This window comes from Streptomyces sp. NPDC055962 (genome assembly GCF_042270185.1).
Taxonomy (GTDB): domain Bacteria; phylum Actinomycetota; class Actinomycetes; order Streptomycetales; family Streptomycetaceae; genus Streptomyces.
This window is the reverse complement of the sequence record NZ_JBHJYN010000002.1, coordinates 115532-132024: the sequence shown is the minus strand read 5'-3', so window position 1 is coordinate 132024 and position 16493 is coordinate 115532. Positions and strand designations below refer to the sequence as shown.

Here is a 16493-nt window from a genome sequence, read left to right as displayed (position 1 = left end):
ATGCCGGACAGGGCCGTTGGGGCGGCCGTGTCCCGGAGGCGCCGTGGCGCGGGTCAGCGCTTGGCGAACGCGGTGTTCTCGGGGTTGCGTGCCTTGAGCACCAGGTAGGAGACGCCGAGGATGAGGCCCCAGACGGGTGCGCAGTACAGCGAGATCCTGGCGTCCTTGTCGATGGCCATCATGACGATGACCAGGGCGATGAATGCGAGGGCGAACCAGCTGCTGAAGGGTGCGCCGGGGGCCTTGAAGGTGGACTGGGGCAGTTCGCCGCGGTCCGCCTTGGCGCGGAAGCGGATCTGGCAGATCAGGATCATGATCCAGGCCCACATGCCGGAGATGGTCGCGAAGGAGACGACGTAGTTGAAGGCGTCGCCCGGCCACTGGTAGTTGATCCAGACGCCGACGAGCATCAGCGCGGCGGAGAACGTGGTGCCGACGAGCGGGAGGCCGTTCTTCGTCAGCTTGGTGAAGGCCTTGGGGCCTTGGCCGTTGAGCGCGAGGTCGCGCAGCATGCGGCCGGTGGAGTACATGCCGGAGTTGCAGGAGGAGAGCGCGGCGGTGAGCACGACGAAGTTGACGATCGCGGCGCCGATGCCGAGGCCCATCTCCTGGAACGCGGCGACGAAGGGCGAGACGCCGGGCTTGAAGGTGCTCCACGGGACCACGGAGAGGATCATGATCAGCGCGCCGACGTAGAAGACGGCGATGCGCCACGGCACGGTGTTGATGGCCTTGGGCAGGACGGTCTTCGGGTCCTTGGACTCGCCCGCGGTGACGCCGACCAGTTCGACGGCGAGGAACGCGAACATCACGATCTGGAGGGTCATCAGCGTGCCGCTGATGCCCTCGGGGAAGAAGCCGCCGTCGTTCCACAGGTTGGCGACGGTCGCGGTGTCACCGGCGTCGGAGAAGCCGAGGGTGAGCACGCCGGCACAGATGAGGATCATGCCGAGGATCGCGGTGACCTTGACCATCGAGAACCAGAACTCGAGCTCGCCGAAGAGCTTCACCGAGATCAGGTTGGCGCCGTACAGAATGAAGGTGAACACCAGTGCGGACAGCCACTGCGGAATATCCCACCAGTACGTCATATAGGTGGCCGCGGCAGTGACTTCGGTGATTCCGGTGACGACCCAGAAGAGCCAGTAGGTCCATCCGGTCACGAATCCGAAGAAGGGGCCGAGGAATTCACGCGCGTACTCCGAGAAGGAGCCGGATACCGGGCGGTACATGAGGAGTTCGCCCAGGGCGCGCATGATGAAGAAGATGACCAGGCCCGCGATGGCGTACGCCAGGATGAGGCTGGGCCCGGCCCTGTCGATGGCCTTGCCCGCGCCGAGGAAGAGCCCCGTGCCGATGGCTCCGCCGATGGCGATCATCTGGATCTGGCGGGCTCCGAGGCCACGCTGGTAGCCCTCGCCCGCCGGGGCGTCGACGGCTCCCTGGCCGTCCGCCTGTCCCTTGTCGACCTGCGCCGATGTCATGGTGGTGCGCCTTTCTCCACGCCGATCCGCGCCGTCGTCGGCGTCGGATCAGGTCCTGATCCCCCCGGATATGGATGGAGTGCCGCCGGCGTTCGGCCGGCTTGTAGCGCCCCCGGGGACAGGGGTGGCGTCCCCGGGCGGTCGTGAAGATTTATCACGGGCCCGGGCAGGGGCCACCGGACATTATGTGGCGCACGCCACAGGAAAAAGCGGACAAGCGTTTCCAGGCACTGCAAAGAAGGCCGTTCAGGTGACGGGATCGTTATTCGGATTTGAGCATCCGTTGAGCGAACCCGGCGGGACCCGGCCGGTCGTCAGTCGGGCATCAGCGTTTCCACGAGCGTTTCCTGGAGTGCGCCCAGCCAGAGATAGGCCATCACCATCGGCTTCCGCGGATCGCTGTCGGGCAGCCGGTAGAGCGAGCCGTCCTGCCCCTCGTCCTCGTCGGACACCTCGAGGCGGGTGCCGATGGTGAGCCGGAGGTCGTTGAGCGAGCCCAGCCAGTGGTGGCACTGGCCGGTGGTGAGGTGGAGCACCGCACCGCTGTCCGGGACGGGGGCGAGGGCGTCCAGCGAGCGCACGACGGCGAGGGCGTCCTCCCGCTTCCGGGTGCGCAGGTCGTTCTCGGTGAAGCGGCGGAACTCGGCGGACGCCTCGCGCAGCTCCTTGTCCTCGTCCCCGTACGCCTCGGGGAAGAGCCGGGCCAGCGCGGGGTCGGTGGGCGGCTCGCTGGGGCCCTCCGCGAACAGGGCGGCGAGCGGGTCCTCGCCCTCGGCCGGTTCGTCGCCGGGGCCGATCAGTTCGAGCAGCTGGACGGCGAGGGAGCGCAGGATGGCGATCTCGACCTCGTCGAGCGCGACGGACGCGCCGCCGCCTGGGGTGGCCTCGAAGTGGCCGGCCATGAGTTCTCCGATGGTGGGTCTACGGACGGAGGGCAGCGGTGGGTCAGTTGCGGTCCTGGGTCAGCGTTGCCCAGAGCCCGTAGCCGTGCATGGCCTGGACGTCGCGCTCCATCTCCTCGCGGCTGCCGCTGGAGACGACCGCGCGGCCCTTCTGGTGGACGTCGAGCATCAGCTTGTGCGCCTTGTCCTTCGGGTAGCCGAAGTAGGCCTGGAAGACATACGTCACATAGCTCATGAGGTTGACCGGGTCGTTGTGCACCAGCGTCACCCAGGGGACATCGGGCTCAGGGACGGCGAAGGTCTCCTCGGCCGATTCGGGACGTTCGATCTCTACGGGGGCAGCAACGCTCACCTACCCCATGCTGCCACCAGAGGGGGGCCCGCGCACAAACGGCGCCCCCATCTCGTCACTCTGACGAATAGGGAGTAGCATCCCCGGCATGAACTCAGCGGACCTTGGTCGTCGGGTCGGTGTCCCGTCGACCGCGCTCTTCACCGACCAGTACGAGCTCACGATGGTGCAGGCGGCGCTGAAGGCGGGCACCGCCGACCGGCGCTCCGTCTTCGAGGCCTTCACCCGCCGGCTGCCCGAGGGCCGGCGCTACGGCGTCGTCGCGGGCACCGGGCGCGTGCTGGACGCGGTGGAGAACTTCCACTTCGACGACGAGATGCTCGGCTTCCTGCGCGAGCAGAAGGTCGTGGACGGCCCCACCGTCGACTGGCTGGCCGACTACCGCTTCAGCGGCGACATCTGGGGCTACCCGGAGGGCGAGGTGTACTTCCCTGGCTCGCCGCTCCTGCGGGTCGAGGGCTCCTTCGCCGAGTGCGTGCTGCTGGAGACCGTGATCCTGTCGATCCTCAACCACGACTCGGCGATCGCCGCCGCGGCCTCCCGGATGTCGGCCGCCGCCGGCGGCCGCAGGCTCATCGAGATGGGCGCCCGGCGCACCCACGAGCTGTCGGCGGTGGCCTCGGCCCGTGCCGCGTACATCGGCGGCTTCCACACCACCTCCGACCTGGCGGCCGGCTTCCGGTACAACATCCCGACGGTCGGGACGAGCGCGCACGCCTTCACCCTCCTCCACGACAGCGAGCGCGACGCCTTCCAGGCGCAGGTGGACTCCCTGGGCCGGGGCACCTCGCTGCTGGTGGACACCTACGACGTGACCGAGGCCGTCCGCACGGCCGTGGAGGTCGCGGGTCCTGAGCTCGGCGCCGTACGCATCGACTCGGGCGACCTGCTGCTCGTCGCGCACCGGGTCCGGCAGCAGCTGGACGAGCTGGGGGCCACGGAGACGAAGATCGTGGTGACGTCCGACCTGGACGAGTACGCGATCGCCTCGCTGGCCGCCGCGCCCGTCGACACGTACGGCGTGGGCACCCAGCTGGTCACCGGGAGCGGGCACCCGACGTGCTCCATGGTCTACAAGCTGGTGGCGCGTGCGCGGTCCGCCGATCCGGCCGATCCGCTGCTTCCGGTGGTGAAGAAGTCGCTCGGCGCGAAGTCGTCGAGGGGCGGCCGCAAGTGGGCGGCACGCCGGCTGGACGAGGCCGGGGTGGCCGAGGCCGAGGTGATCGGCAGCGGGGAGGTCCCGGCTGAGCTGACCGACCGGCAGTTGCTGGTGGAGCTGGTCAGGGGCGGCGAGGTGGTCGGACGGGAGCCGCTGGAGGCGGCCCGCGACCGGCACGTCGCGGCGCGTGCGGGGCTCCCGATGTCGGCGATGCAGCTGTCCCGCGGGGAGCCGGTGCTGCCCACCGAGTACGTGTGAGGCGGGACCCGGCCGGGCCGCGGGCGTGACACCCGGCCGGTCCCGGCGCGAGAGCGGGGGTGTGTGCCCCCTCCCGCAGGGTGCGCCGAGTCTCTAGGCTCGGTGGCATCCCCGCCGTAGATGTCCACCCGACCCGCCGAACCCCCACCGAAGGACAACCGCCATGCATCGCGCCTTGATCGTCGTCGACGTTCAGAACGACTTCTGCGAGGGCGGCAGCCTCGCGGTGGCGGGCGGCGCCGATGTCGCCGCCGCCATCACCGACCTGATCGGTGAGGCCCAGCCCGGATACAGCCACGTGGTGGCCACCCGCGACCACCACATCGACCCCGGTGACCACTTCTCCGCGGCCCCGGACTTCGAGCGCTCCTGGCCGCCGCACTGCGTCGCCGGCACGGAGGGGGTGGGCTTCCACCCCAACTTCGCCCCCGCCGTGGCGTCCGGAGCGATCGACACCGTCTTCGACAAGGGGGCGTACTCCGCGGCCTACAGCGGGTTCGAGGGCGTCGACGAGAACGGCGTCGGGCTCGCCCAGTGGCTGCGGGACCGCTCCGTCACCGCCGTCGACGTCGTCGGCATCGCCACGGACCACTGCGTACGGGCCACCGCCCTGGACGCCGCCCGCGAGGGCTTCGCCACGCACGTCCTGCTGGAGCTGACGGCCGGCGTCGCCGAGGGGACCACGGAGCGCGCCCTGGAGGAGCTGCGGACCGCGGGCGTGGAGCTGTCGGGCAAGCCGGTCGTCTGACCCCTCCCCCGCCCCTCCGGGCCCCCTGCCGGCCCGCTCAGGCCGCCGGGCGGGCCGGTCCCGCGTAGCCGGAGGGTCCCAGCAGCGCCCGTATCGGGTGCCAGAGCTCCTGGCCCGTCTGGGGCGCCGTCCGCCACAGCAGCCCGTCCGGGTGGTGCAGGACCGCCGTGACCTCGTCCGGTGTGGGCGGCTGGGCGTTGCCCCTCAGATAGACGGCCCGCAGTCCGAGGTTGCGCAGCCTGGTCAGGGCGCGCGCCCGGTTCGCCGCGTGCACCAGCACCCGGACAGGCTCTCCGGGGCCGGATCCGCCGGCCGGGCCGTTCAGGGTCAGTGCCACCACCACGGTGCCGTTGGGCAACCTGCAGAAACCTCCGCCTGCCATGCTTCGCGCTCCCCCGTAAGACTTCGTGTCAATAAGGATCGGTAGGACGCACCTAAACACGACCGGCCGCCGCCCGGCTAGAGGGCGACGGCCGATCATGCTGTGACCAGGCGTTTTTCGGACTACTTGCCCGAGGGTCCGACGTTCACGGTGATCGTCGAGCCGCTGAGCGGCTCGTTCACGATGGTGAGCCGGGTGTTGGTGTCAGAAACCTTGACACTTCCTGTCGGGTTTTCCGCGTACCAGTAGGTTCCCTTGCGGTCGTCGAAGACCGGGACGCCCAGCGAGGGCTTGATCTTCAGCGCCACGTCCGCGTTGTGCAGCGTGAAGCCCTTGTTCGGGTACCAGCTGAACGGCGCGTCGAACGGCTGGATCTTGTTGCGCAGCAGCGTGCCGTTCGACCACTTCAGCGGCTTGGCGTGCGAGTCCACCGGCAGGATCAGACCCTGTCCGGGGTGGACCGAGGTGTTGTTGTCCTTCTGGGAGGTGTCCCAGAGCCACACCATGAGGCCGTTCTGGTAGGAGTAGTGCTCGACCCAGTCGGGGCGCGTCGTGGAGAAGCCGAAGTTGTACGGGCCGACCTCGAGGGTCTTGTCGTACGAGACGTACTGGCGGTTCTCCGCGATGTAGTACTGCGGGTAGTCGTTGGTGAACGACTCACCGATCCGCGAGAAGCCCTTGGCGGTCCAGCCGTTGTCGTCGCCCTCGGCGCCGTCCGTGAGGATCGCTGCGCCGTCGGCCGTGACGGTGATGGCGTCGGCCGCGAAGCCCTTGCCGCCCGCGCCGCCGTCCGTCTGGTAGCGGAAGCGCAGGTCGATCTTCTTGCCCGCGTAGGCGTCCAGCGGGTAGACGAGCTTCTTGTACGCGCCCGAGACGTCGGTGAGGGCCGGCTTGTCGCTGGCGTCACGCGGGATGGCCTTGCCGTCGGCGGTGCCGTCGAGCGCGGTCCAGCTGGTGCCGCCGTTCTCCGAGACCTCGGTGTAGAGGTAGTCGTAGTCGGCCTCGATGTCGTACCAGCCGGAAAGGTCCAGCGAGGCGGACGACTTGCCGGTCAGGTCGACCGTGCGGGTCAGGGTGTTCGACAGGTCGTCGCCCATGTCGCTCCACCACTGCTTCGAGCCCTCGGCGGGCTTCGTCACGGTGGTGGTGACTTCCTTCTCGGGCAGCTCGACGACGAGCGCCTGCTTGTCCTTGGTGTTGTACTCCGAGACGCCCAGCTTGTGCGTCGACCTCGTGGCGGCCTTGGCCGTCGCGTAGTCGAGCCAGCCCAGCTGGAGCTTGTCCCAGGCGGTCATGTCGCCCGGGAGGTTGCCTATCTGGCCGTCGCCGGTGCCGAGCCAGGAGCCGGCCGACATCAGGGACCAGAAGCCGACGCTGTTCTCGCCGCCGCCGGAGGTGTCGTACAGGTCCGGGAGGCCCAGGTCGTGGCCGTACTCGTGGGCGAAGACGCCGAGGCCGCCGTTCTCGGGCTGCGCGGTGTAGTCGCCGACCCAGATGCCGGTGTCGCCGATCTCGGCGCCGCCCGCCTTGTTGCCCTCGGGGCCGGTGGCGCCCGCGTTGGTGCCGTACGCGTACCAGCGGTGCGCCCAGATGGCGTTCGTGCCCTCGACACCGCCGCCCGCGGACTCGTCCTCGCCGGCGTGGACCAGCTGGAAGTGGTCGATGTAGCCGTCGGGCTCGTTGAAGTCGCCGTCACCGTCGAAGTCGTAGCGGTCCCACGCGTCGTACTGCGCGAGGTCGGCCTTGATCTCGTCCTGGGTGCGGCCCTTGGCCTTCTGGTCGGCGACCCAGGCGTTGACGCCGTCGCGGACGGTGTCCCAGACGTTGGCGCAGTTGGTCGATCCGCAGTAGTTGGAGCCGTAACGGGCCTCGTTGTACGGGACCTTGACCCAGTCCGAGACCTCGCCGTCGACCGAGTAGCGTCCGGAGGACGTCTTCTCGTAGTACGTCTTCAGCGATTCCTTGCCCTTGCCCTGACCGAAGTACAGGTCCTGGAAGTGCTGCTGGTCGTAGTCGGCCTGCCAGGCGGTGCTGTTGTCCTTCGCCGGGTCGGGCTCGGCTATCTCGTTGTGCAGCGGGCCCGGTGTGCCGCCGTACTTCTTGACGGGCGGCTTCGGGCCGTCGCCGTCGGGGTCGAACATCGTGGTGTCGTCGACCTTGTCGCCGAACTCCACGAGGACGGTGAAGATCTTGTCGGTCTTCTCCCGGCCCAGCTCGACGTACTTGCTCTTGCCGAGCTTGACGACCTTGGAACCTCCCTTGGAGGTGACCTTCTTGTCGCCGGACAGGACCTGCTCCAGCGCGGCCTGCCGCTGGGCGTCCTGCTCCTTGCTGAAGGGGCCTTCCAGGTCGTGCTCGCTCGCCTTGACCGGTGCGGGGTCGCGCCGGTCGACGACGGAGGCGCCGGATCCCGGGCCCTTGTCGTCCGCCTGGGCGGTGGCGAAGGTGGACGCCGTAGCGGCGGTGGCGGCCAGGGCCACGGCTACCGCGGTGGCGCGTATCGCCCGTCTCTGAGTGGTCACTTGATGCAGTCCTCCCCGGCGTTCGCGTCCGCGGCCAGGGGGTGAGAACGGGCCGCGCGCGTTCAACGCGTCACAAGTGACGACATTCGATCGGAGTTATGAGAGAAAAGACAGATCTTGACTTGCACACACCAAGTGCACTATGCGGGAGCCCTTTCCCGCTATCCGGACGTGCATCGAGGCGGCCCCTTCGCACCCCTTCGTCCGACCGGCGCGTCGGGGGCTCCCGTTGGCGACGACGTGACTCCGTGCGCCCCCTGTGCACCGGTACCGTGGGTTAGGTCACGCTTACTACCCGTTCCTCAGGGGCATCCACCGTCGTAGAGTCGATTGACAGTGCGAACGTGTTGAGAGACTTCCCTATCCGACACCCCGAGGACGGATACCGCCATGCCGCGTCCGACTGCCGCACAGATCCTTTACGGTTCGGCCACCGTCGTCTGCTCCGCCCTCGCCATGCTGCTGCTCTTCCGCACCGGATCGGGCATCGGCGTCGCCGTCGTCGGCACCGTGGCGCTGGTGCTCGGCCTGCTGGTCGCCCTGGCCCTGCCGGCCCGCGCGAGAACGGTCCGGAGGACGGCTCCGCCCACCGCGGCCCGCACCCGGCGCACCATCGAGGGCGTGGAGATCGCCGCCGCCCAGCGGGAGCGCGTCGGCGAGCACTCCCTGCACCGCTGACCCGCTGACCCGCTGCTCAGGGGACGCTGACGACGACGGTCTTGCCCGCCTTGTCCTGCAGGCCCTGCCGGTAGGGCTTGTCGGTGAACATCAGCACGATGTTGATGAGCCACCACAGGCACGGGCAGCACAGCAGGGCCGGCAGCCACAGCACGACGGCCCGCATCAGCGAGGAGCTCGTGTCGGGGACCGAGCCGTCGTTGAGCATCGCGACCCGCATCTTCAGCAGCCGCTTGCCGGGCGTCCGGCCGTCCTTGTGGGTGAAGTAGGTGTCGTAGGCGACGTAGACGACCAGGCCGATCAGCGACCAGACCAGCTGATGGCCGGTGTAGGCGTTGCCGACCGCGTTGCCGAAGTCGTCGTTGCCGTCGTCGGACGAGACGTCGACCGCCCCGCCGAAGGGCAGCGAGATCAGATACAGCGGGATCGAGATGATGAGGAAGTCGATCAGCCGCGCCAGGATCCGCTTGCCCGGTTCGGCGAGCGGCGGCATCCCGGCCAGCGGATCCGCACCGCCGTACGGACCACCGCCCCCGTACGGGTCGTTCGGCGGAGGCGGCGGCGGTGGCGTCCCCCCGCCGTAGGGAGAGCCGCCCGACGGGGGCGGGGGGCCCTGCGGCGGCCTCTTCGAGAAGGGGTCGTCGTCGGGCGGCGGAGGCGGTGGTTCAGTACTCATGGGGGCAGTGCACCCCGGCCCGCGAAGACCCGCAACGGCTGAGGTCCCTTCGGGGGACGGGGCGTCAGCACACGGGCGTACGCGGCCTTTCTCAGCCCGCGACGAAGGTGCGGGCCGCCTTGTCGTGCCAGCACTGGCGCCACGGCCGGTCGATCAGGCACCACAGCACGTTGAGCACACCGACGACGAGCAGCCCCAGCACCCCGTAGACCAGCCAGCGGCGCAGCGCGGCGCCCAGGGCCGGCGCGTCGTGGGACTCGATGTCCCGCACCTCGATGCCGCACAGCTTCTTGCCGAGCGTGCGGCCCCACTTGGCGGTGGGCAGGGCCTCCAGGAGGAAGCCGAGGACCAGGAAGGCGGCGAGCACTCCGCCGAGGAGCCCGGCCGTGGTGGTGTCGAGGAGCCAGACCGTCACGGTCTCGCCGGACATCCTGGCCGCTTCGATCTTCTGGTCGATGTGGTCCATCGCCTGAGAGACCAACGGGAAACCGGCCGCTCCCACGAGCGCGCCGAGGACGACCGTGTCCAGGATCCGGGCGGCCAGCCGCTTCCCGAGCGCGGCGGGCCGGGCGGCGGCCTGGGACCGGGCGAGCTGCTGGAACGGATCGTCCACCGGGGGCTTCCAGGGCACGACGGGCTGCTGCTGCTCCGCCCCGGCACCCTGCTGCTGCGCCGGCATCGGGCTCTGCTGCCGGGGCCCTGGCTGCTGCGGGCGGGCCGTCCGCTCGGGCTGCGCGAACGGGTGCGCCTGCTGCGCCCAGGAGGCCGATCCGCCGCCGGGGCCCGGTGTCAGAGGCGTGTTCAGGGCCGGTGCCTGGGCCTGCGCCCGGGGCGGGGTGGGAGACGGGGCGGAGGGGTACGGGGTGGAACCGCCGGGCGGCACGGCGCGGATCGCCATGGTGCCGTCGGGCACCGCCGGCTCCTCCGCACGGGGGTGCGGGGGACGCGCGGCGCCGCCGGGACCCACGGCACGGATCGTGACCGTGCCGTCGGAGGGCGGGCGGACGGTGTCGCCACCGCTGCCGCCGGGCCGGTCGAGGCGGAGGACGGCGGTGCCGTCGGCAACCTCGTCGTTGCCGTCCCGCATCCCGGGCAGGGCACCGCGCGTCGGGTCCTGGCCGGCGGGGCGCCGCGGGTCGGCCCGCGGGCCGTCCGCCGGAGCGGGGGATGCGGGAGCGTCGGACGGCTCCGGCTCCGTCGTACGCGGGTCCTGGCCGCCCCACGAGACTCGGTGGTCGCGCTCACCGCCGAAACCGGTCTGCCGGGAGGTGTCGGCCTGCCAGGCGGACGCCGGCCGGGGACGGCCGGGCGCCGCGTCCACCTCGCCGCCGCCGTCCGGTGCGCCGACCTCGTCGAGGTACATCGGCCCGGTCTCGTCCACCGGGGCGGGCGGCACGGGAGCCGCGTCGGCCGCGGGGGCGGGCGGCGTCCCCGGGGTCGTCTCGCCCTGCGGGGGCGCGGGCCGGCTCGTACCGGGGACCCACGAGGCGCCGTTCCAGTACCGGACGTATCCGGGAATGGACGGGTCGGGGTAGTACCCCTCGCGGGGGCTTTCGTCACCGGGTGCCGGGGTTGGGGCGCTCATGACCGTGGTCCCGCATCTCTTCGAGTCCTCAATACAAGGGTCCACATTTACCAGACCTCCGAGCACCCCCGGGCCGGTCCTGCTGTTTGGACCACTTTCAGGGTCCGGGCAAGTTTTTCTGGGAAGTCGCGTCATAGACGTCCGGGAGGGCGCTCTCTCCTTGTGCGGACCGGTCGAGGGACCGGCCCCTACGAGCATCGGAAGGTCGTACACCCTCATGCTGAACGCCGTGGAACGCGAGCTGGAAGTGAAGCTGGTCCTGTCGCCCGAGCGGTCCGTCCCCGTACCGGCCCGGCTCTCCTACTTCACCGACGACCCGTACGCCGTGCACATCATCTTCCACATCGGCTCCGAGTCGCCGGTGCACTGGACGTTCGCCCGGGAGCTGCTCGTGGAAGGGGTGTTCCGGCCGTGCGGGCACGGGGACGTACGGATCTGGCCGACCAGGGTCGAGGAGCGGGCCCTCATCTGTGTCGCGCTCACCTCGCCGGACGGCAACGCCCTCCTGGAGGTGCCCTCGGCCGCCCTGGCCGCGTGGGTGGAGCGCACTCTGCGGGTGGTGCCTCCGGGGACCGAGAGCACGCTGCTCGGGCTGGACGGGGCCCTCGCCGAGCTGCTCACCCCGCTGCCCGCCGACGACCTGTGGCTCAGCGACCCCTGGTCGCAGGACGAGCCGACGGACGGCGAGGGCTGAGCAGCGGGGCGGAGGCGTCAGAACAGCTTGCCGGGGTTGAGCAGTCCGAGGGGGTCGAAGGCGGCCTTGATGCCGCGCTGCACCTCGACGCCCACCTCTCCCAGCTCGCGGGCGAGCCACTCCTTCTTCAGCACTCCGACGCCGTGTTCGCCGGTGATGGTGCCGCCCAGTTCGAGGCCGAGCGCCATGATCTCGTCGAAGGACTCGCGTGCCCTGCGGGACTCGTCGGCGTCGGTGTGGTCGAAGCAGACGACCGGGTGGGTGTTGCCGTCGCCCGCGTGGGCGCAGACCCCGATGGTCAGTCCGTACTTCTCGGCGATCGCGGCCGTCCCCTCGATCATCGCGCCCAGCCGGGAGCGCGGCACGCACACGTCGTCGATCATCGTGGCGGATTTGACCGTCTCCAGGGCGGGGAGGGACAGCCGGCGGGCCTGCAGCAGGAGTTCGGACTCGGCGACGTCGTCGGCGGGCACGACCTCGGTGGCCCCGGCCGCGGTGCACAGCTCCCCGACGGCGGCGAGGTCGGCCGCCGGGTCGGGCGTGTCGAAGGCGCAGAGCAGCAGCGCCTCGGTGGTTTCCGGGAGCCCCATGGAGGCCATCGCGTTGACGGCACGCACGGTCGTACGGTCCATCAGTTCGAGGAGTGACGGGGTGTGTCCCCGCTCCATGATCCGGCAGACCGCGTCGCAGGCCGTCGCCGCGGAGGGGAACTCGGCGGCGAGCACGAGCTGCTGCGGAGGCTGGGGGCGCAGTGCGAGGACGGCTTTGACAACGATGCCGAGGCTGCCCTCGGAGCCGACGAAGAGCCGGGTGAGGTCGTATCCGGCGACGCCCTTGGCGGTGCGCCGCCCGGTGTTCAGGAGCCGCCCGTCGGCCAGGACGACCTCCAGCCCCAGGACGTACTCGGCGGTGACGCCGTACTTCACGCAGCACAGGCCGCCGGACGCCGTGCCGATGTTGCCGCCGATCGTGCACATCTCCCAGCTCGACGGGTCCGGGGGGTAGTACAGCCCGTGCTCGTTGACGGCGCGGGACAGCGTGGCGTTGACGACGCCGGGTTCGACGACCGCGATCCGGTCGACCGGGCTGATCTCCAGGATGCGGTCCATCTTCACCAGGGAGAGGACGATGCAGCCGTCGGTGGCGTTGGCCGCCCCCGACAGACCGGTGCGCGCGCCCTGGGGCACGACGGGGACCCGGAGGGCGGTGGCGGTCCGCATCACGTGCTGGACCTCCTCGACCGTGCGGGGGAGCACCACGACGGCGGGGGCTCCGGCGTCGCAGAAGCTCGCCATGTCGTGAGCGTACGAGGCGGTGATGTCCGGGTCCGTGATCAGTGCCTCGGCCGGAAGCCCTGCGCGCAGTCGTTCGAGAAGATCGTCCATGATCCAAGCGTGACACCCGGGGCCAATGGTGTGAACCCGTCTGCGTCAGCCTTCGCGGAGCGCGATGCGATCTTCGTACTGACGCAGAGTGATGGCCATGGATGCCAAGCCGCAGCAGAATCCGGAGCCGCCCCTCTCCCCCCTGCCGCCCCACGGCGCGACGGCCGTCCCCCCGCCTCCCACGCCGATGCGCACCACGCTGCGCAGGGCGGCGTTCGGGGCGCTGGCCGGCGCGGTGCTCGTGGCCGGCGCGGTGATCGCCGTACCGGACGACGCGGAGGAGGCCGCGCCGCCCGTGGCGGGGCCCGTGGCACGGGCCGAGGCCGCGGCGGCCGCGGGCTCCCCCGCCTCCCTGTCCGACCTGACGGCGCTGATCGGCGACCGGCAGACCTGGGTGGAGACGCACCCCGCCGACGCCCCGTCGTGGGCGGTGCTCGGCACGGCGTACGTGGAATGGGGTCGGCGGTCGGCGGACGTGGGGTACTACGGCCGGGCCGAGCAGGCCCTCCAGCGTTCGCTGGCCGCCCAGCCGGGCGAGCGCGGCAACGCGGAGGCCTGGGTGGGTCTCGGGGCACTCGCCGCCGCGCGCAACGACTTCGTCGCCGCGAAGAGGTGGGGCGAGACGGTCCGCGCGCGGGAGCCGAAGAACTGGACGGTGTACCCGGTCCTGATCGACGCGTACAACGGCCTCGGCGAGTACGCGGCGGCGGCCAGGGCGACGGAGAAGTTCGCGGCGCTGCGCAAGGGGGCCCCCGCTCTCGCCAGGACGTCGGAGATGTACCGCAACCAGGGCTGGCGCGAGGACGCCCTGGCCACCGCACAGGAGGCGGCCGACCGCTCCCCCACGCCCGCCGCGAAGGCGGCGGCCCTGCACCGGCTCGGCGGCCTGGCCGCGGAGCGGGGAGAACCCGCGGAGGCCCTCGCGCAGTACGACGCGGCCCTGCGGACCGACCGCGGCCACCTCGCCTCCCTCGCGGGCCGCGCCCGCGCCCTGGCCGCCCTGGGCCGCACGGACGGGGCGCTGGCGGACTACCGCACGGTGACGGCGAAGCTGCCCCGCCCCGAGTACCTGCTCGAACTGGGCGAGCTGTACGAGTCGCTGGACCTCGACGGTGACGCCCGTACCCAGTACGCCGCGCTCCGCGACCTCCTCACGCGGGCGCGGTCGGCCGGGGTCGACGAGTCGCTGACCGAGGCCCGGTTCGAGGCCGACCACGGCGACCCGGAGGCGGCGGTGGCGCTGATGCGCACGGCGTGGGACGCGCAGCGCCGCAGCGCGGCGGTGGCGGACACCCTGGCCTGGTCGCTGCACCGGGCGGGCCGGAGCGAGGAGGCCGTGCAGTACGCCGAGCGTGCAGTGGAGACGGGCGTGCGGGATGCCTCGTACGCCTACCACCTGGGCATGATCGAGAGCGCTCTCGGCCAGGACGGGCCGGCCCGGGGCCATCTGGAGGAGGCCCTGCGCACCGACCCGGGCTTCTCGCCGCTGGCCGCCCCTCTGGCGCGTGAGGGACTGGAGGCGCTGGGCGAGCCGGCGGAGGGCGGCCCGGCGGACATGCGGCCGCCCGCGCCGGAGCCCTCGGCCGAGCCCTCGCCCGAGCCCGAACAGAAGCAGGAGCAGCCCCGGCAGGAACCGAAGGCGGAGACGGGGCCCGGGGCGAAGACGGAGGAGGAGCCGAAGGCGCAGCCCGGCGGGTCGGCGGCCCCGTCGCCGTCCGCCACGAAGTCCGGGGCCACGGCGGCTCCGTAGGGACACACGGAAGGGGCCCACCTCCCGTCGGGAGGTGGGCCCCTTCCGTGTGTCCCGGAGGGCCGGAGGGCTGAGGAACGTGAGAGCCGAAGGGCCGGAGAGCTGAGGAACGTGAGAGCCGGAGGGCCGGAGAGCTGAGGAACGTGGGAGCCGGAGGGCCGGATGCCTAGAGGTTGCCGCGCTTCTCCTGCTCGCGCTCGATCGCCTCGAACAGGGCCTTGAAGTTGCCCTTGCCGAAGCCCATCGAGCCGTGCCGCTCGATCATCTCGAAGAAGACCGTCGGCCGGTCCTGGACCGGCTTGGTGAAGATCTGCAGCAGGTAGCCGTCCTCGTCGCGGTCGACGAGGATCTTCTGCTCGCGCAGGGTCTCCACCGGGACGCGGGTCTCGCCCGCCCACTCCCCCAGCGTGTCGTAGTAGGAGTCCGGGGTGTCCAGGAACTGCACGCCGGCCGCCCGCATCGCCTTCACGGAGGCGACGATGTCGTTCGTGGCGAGCGCGATGTGCTGGACGCCCGCACCGCCGTAGAACTCCAGGTACTCGTCGATCTGCGACTTCTTCTTCGCGATCGCCGGCTCGTTGATGGGGAACTTGACCTTCAGCGTGCCGTCGGCGACGACCTTCGACATGAGGGCGGAGTACTCGGTGGCGATGTCGTCGCCGACGAACTCCTTCATGTTGGTGAAGCCCATGACCGTGTTGTAGAAGGCCACCCACTCGTTCATGCGGCCGAGCTCGACGTTGCCGACGCAGTGGTCGATGGCCTGGAAGGTGCGCTTGGCGGCCGGCTCGACGATCGGGGCGGCGGCCACGTAGCCGGGGAGGTACGGGCCGTCGTAGCCTCCGCGTTCGACCAGCGTGTGCCGGGTCTTCCCGTACGTGGCGATGGCCGCCAGGGTGACCGTGCCGTGCTCGTCCTTGACCTCGTACGGCTCGGTGATGCCCCGCGCGCCGTGCTCGACGGCGTAGGCGTAGGCGGCGCGGGCGTCGGGGACCTCGATGGCGAGGTCGACCACGCCGTCACCGTGGGCGTGCACGTGGTCGGCGAGGAAGGTGCCCCATTCGGAGGACGCCTTGATGACGGAGGTGAGGACGAAGCGGGCCGAACCGTTGGTCAGGACGTAACTCGCGGTCTCGCGGCTGCCGTTCTCCGGCCCGGAGTAGGCGACGAGCTTCATGCCGAAGGCGGTCGAGTAGTAGTGCGCCGCCTGCTTGGCGTTGCCCACCGCGAAGACCACCGCGTCCATTCCCTTGACCGGGAAGGGATCGGCCTGCCGGGCGGTGTCGGGGGTGGTGTGCACAGTCTCAGTCATGTCCGAAGGTTCCCGCCGGTTCGCAAGGTGCGCAACAGTTCGCCGATCCCCTGGTCAATCTGTGCAGCGGAACGCCAGGATGAGCGGGCTATCTGTACAGGCTGACCATCAGGAGGCGGACCATGGCGATCGATCATCTGGACGGACGGCTCATCGTGCTGCTGGCCCGCGAGCCCCGTATCGGTGTACTCGAGGCGTCGCGGCGGCTCGGGGTGGCGCGCGGGACGGTGCAGGCCCGGCTGGACCGGCTTCAATCGAATGGCGTCATCCGGGGCCTCGGCCCGGACGTCGATCCGGCGGCGCTCGGCTACCCCGTGACCGCGTTCGCCACGCTGGAGATCAAGCAGGGCCAAGGCGCCGACGTACGAGCCCATTTGCGTGGCGTACCGGAGGTGCTGGAGCTGCACACCACGACCGGGCACGGGGACATGCTCTGCCGCCTGGTGGCCCGCTCCAACGCCGACCTCCAGCGGGTGATCGACCGCGTGGTCGGTTTTGATGGCATTGTCCGGGCTTCCACGGCGATCGTCATGGAAAACCCGGTGCCGCTGCGTATTATCCCGCTGGTTGAGCAGGCTGCAGGGGACACCGACTGAGCCTACGGAG

15 protein-coding genes are annotated in these 16493 nt (G+C 70.8%); 6 read left to right on the top strand and 9 right to left on the bottom strand.

Features of this window, described 5'->3' with window-relative positions; genetic code table 11:
- Positions 1-53 precede the first annotated feature (53 nt).
- From ACFC51_RS05910 to clpS, 3 genes are all read right to left on the bottom strand, one after another.
- Complete coding sequence (locus tag ACFC51_RS05910; protein WP_376380088.1) at positions 54-1484, bottom strand: amino acid permease; 1431 nt, start codon at positions 1482-1484, stop codon at positions 54-56.
- 314 nt (positions 1485-1798) lie between these two features.
- Entirely contained in the window at positions 1799-2386 is a 588-nt protein-coding gene (locus tag ACFC51_RS05905; RefSeq protein WP_376380085.1) for a DUF2017 domain-containing protein, read from the bottom strand.
- A 43-nt stretch (positions 2387-2429) separates the two neighbouring features.
- Positions 2430-2738, bottom strand: coding sequence for an ATP-dependent Clp protease adapter ClpS (gene clpS / locus ACFC51_RS05900; protein WP_376380082.1), 309 nt, complete (start codon positions 2736-2738; stop codon positions 2430-2432).
- A gap of 88 nt (positions 2739-2826) precedes the next feature.
- Between clpS and ACFC51_RS05895 the strand changes: the two genes are divergently transcribed.
- Positions 2827-4155, top strand: coding sequence for a nicotinate phosphoribosyltransferase (locus ACFC51_RS05895; protein ID WP_376380079.1), 1329 nt, complete (start codon positions 2827-2829; stop codon positions 4153-4155).
- 163 nt (positions 4156-4318) lie between these two features.
- Positions 4319-4903: an isochorismatase family protein gene (locus tag ACFC51_RS05890; RefSeq protein ID WP_376380077.1), complete on the top strand. Its 585-nt coding sequence runs from the start codon at positions 4319-4321 to the stop codon at positions 4901-4903.
- 37 nt (positions 4904-4940) lie between these two features.
- Here ACFC51_RS05890 and ACFC51_RS05885 read toward each other — a convergent pair whose 3' ends face one another.
- On the bottom strand, positions 4941-5285 hold the full coding sequence (locus tag ACFC51_RS05885) for a hypothetical protein (RefSeq protein ID WP_376380074.1): 345 nt from the start codon (positions 5283-5285) through the stop codon (positions 4941-4943).
- A 122-nt stretch (positions 5286-5407) separates the two neighbouring features.
- Positions 5408-7807 (bottom strand): immune inhibitor A domain-containing protein, encoded by a 2400-nt coding sequence (locus ACFC51_RS05880; RefSeq protein WP_376380071.1) that lies wholly within the window; start codon positions 7805-7807, stop codon positions 5408-5410.
- Between the two features lie 390 nt (positions 7808-8197).
- Between ACFC51_RS05880 and ACFC51_RS05875 the strand changes: the two genes are divergently transcribed.
- Entirely contained in the window at positions 8198-8485 is a 288-nt protein-coding gene (locus ACFC51_RS05875; RefSeq protein WP_376527143.1) for a hypothetical protein, read from the top strand.
- Positions 8486-8501: 16 nt separating this feature from the next.
- Here ACFC51_RS05875 and ACFC51_RS05870 read toward each other — a convergent pair whose 3' ends face one another.
- Positions 8502-9161 carry an RDD family protein gene (locus tag ACFC51_RS05870; protein ID WP_376380065.1) on the bottom strand — a complete coding sequence of 220 codons (660 nt, stop codon included), beginning with the start codon at positions 9159-9161 and terminating at the stop codon, positions 8502-8504.
- Between the two features lie 91 nt (positions 9162-9252).
- On the bottom strand, positions 9253-10746 hold the full coding sequence (locus ACFC51_RS05865; protein ID WP_376527141.1) for an RDD family protein: 1494 nt from the start codon (positions 10744-10746) through the stop codon (positions 9253-9255).
- Between the two features lie 217 nt (positions 10747-10963).
- Here ACFC51_RS05865 and ACFC51_RS05860 point away from each other — a divergent pair, with 217 nt between their 5' ends.
- Entirely contained in the window at positions 10964-11440 is a 477-nt protein-coding gene (locus tag ACFC51_RS05860) for an SsgA family sporulation/cell division regulator (protein ID WP_376527139.1), read from the top strand.
- A gap of 17 nt (positions 11441-11457) precedes the next feature.
- Here ACFC51_RS05860 and ACFC51_RS05855 read toward each other — a convergent pair whose 3' ends face one another.
- Positions 11458-12825: an FAD-binding oxidoreductase gene (locus ACFC51_RS05855; RefSeq protein ID WP_376380057.1), complete on the bottom strand. Its 1368-nt coding sequence runs from the start codon at positions 12823-12825 to the stop codon at positions 11458-11460.
- A gap of 97 nt (positions 12826-12922) precedes the next feature.
- Between ACFC51_RS05855 and ACFC51_RS05850 the strand changes: the two genes are divergently transcribed.
- A complete protein-coding gene (locus ACFC51_RS05850) occupies positions 12923-14575 on the top strand; it encodes a hypothetical protein (protein WP_376527137.1) in 1653 nt (550 codons plus the stop codon).
- Positions 14576-14741: 166 nt separating this feature from the next.
- On the opposite strand, the gene hppD is transcribed toward ACFC51_RS05850, so the two are convergent.
- A complete protein-coding gene (gene hppD, locus ACFC51_RS05845; protein WP_376380847.1) occupies positions 14742-15887 on the bottom strand; it encodes a 4-hydroxyphenylpyruvate dioxygenase in 1146 nt (381 codons plus the stop codon).
- 122 nt (positions 15888-16009) lie between these two features.
- On the opposite strand from hppD, the gene ACFC51_RS05840 reads away from it, so the two are divergent.
- Positions 16010-16483: an Lrp/AsnC family transcriptional regulator gene (locus ACFC51_RS05840; RefSeq protein WP_376380850.1), complete on the top strand. Its 474-nt coding sequence runs from the start codon at positions 16010-16012 to the stop codon at positions 16481-16483.
- Positions 16484-16493 lie beyond the last annotated feature (10 nt).

Excerpts from the sequence above, each read along its gene's own strand:
- ACFC51_RS05910 (WP_376380088.1), bottom strand. The coding sequence starts at position 1,484 with ATGACATCGGCGCAGGTCGACAAGGGACAGGCGGACGGCCAGGGAGCC.
- ACFC51_RS05840 (WP_376380850.1), top strand. The coding sequence starts at position 16,010 with ATGGCGATCGATCATCTGGACGGACGGCTCATCGTGCTGCTGGCCCGC.
- ACFC51_RS05860 (WP_376527139.1), top strand. The coding sequence starts at position 10,964 with ATGCTGAACGCCGTGGAACGCGAGCTGGAAGTGAAGCTGGTCCTGTCG.
- ACFC51_RS05850 (WP_376527137.1), top strand. The coding sequence starts at position 12,923 with ATGGATGCCAAGCCGCAGCAGAATCCGGAGCCGCCCCTCTCCCCCCTG.
- ACFC51_RS05870 (WP_376380065.1), bottom strand. The coding sequence starts at position 9,161 with ATGAGTACTGAACCACCGCCTCCGCCGCCCGACGACGACCCCTTCTCG.
- ACFC51_RS05885 (WP_376380074.1), bottom strand. The coding sequence starts at position 5,285 with ATGGCAGGCGGAGGTTTCTGCAGGTTGCCCAACGGCACCGTGGTGGTG.
- ACFC51_RS05895 (WP_376380079.1), top strand. The coding sequence starts at position 2,827 with ATGAACTCAGCGGACCTTGGTCGTCGGGTCGGTGTCCCGTCGACCGCG.
- ACFC51_RS05890 (WP_376380077.1), top strand. The coding sequence starts at position 4,319 with ATGCATCGCGCCTTGATCGTCGTCGACGTTCAGAACGACTTCTGCGAG.
- ACFC51_RS05905 (WP_376380085.1), bottom strand. The coding sequence starts at position 2,386 with ATGGCCGGCCACTTCGAGGCCACCCCAGGCGGCGGCGCGTCCGTCGCG.
- ACFC51_RS05875 (WP_376527143.1), top strand. The coding sequence starts at position 8,198 with ATGCCGCGTCCGACTGCCGCACAGATCCTTTACGGTTCGGCCACCGTC.
- ACFC51_RS05865 (WP_376527141.1), bottom strand. The coding sequence starts at position 10,746 with ATGAGCGCCCCAACCCCGGCACCCGGTGACGAAAGCCCCCGCGAGGGG.
- ACFC51_RS05855 (WP_376380057.1), bottom strand. The coding sequence starts at position 12,825 with ATGGACGATCTTCTCGAACGACTGCGCGCAGGGCTTCCGGCCGAGGCA.
- hppD (WP_376380847.1), bottom strand. The coding sequence starts at position 15,887 with ATGACTGAGACTGTGCACACCACCCCCGACACCGCCCGGCAGGCCGAT.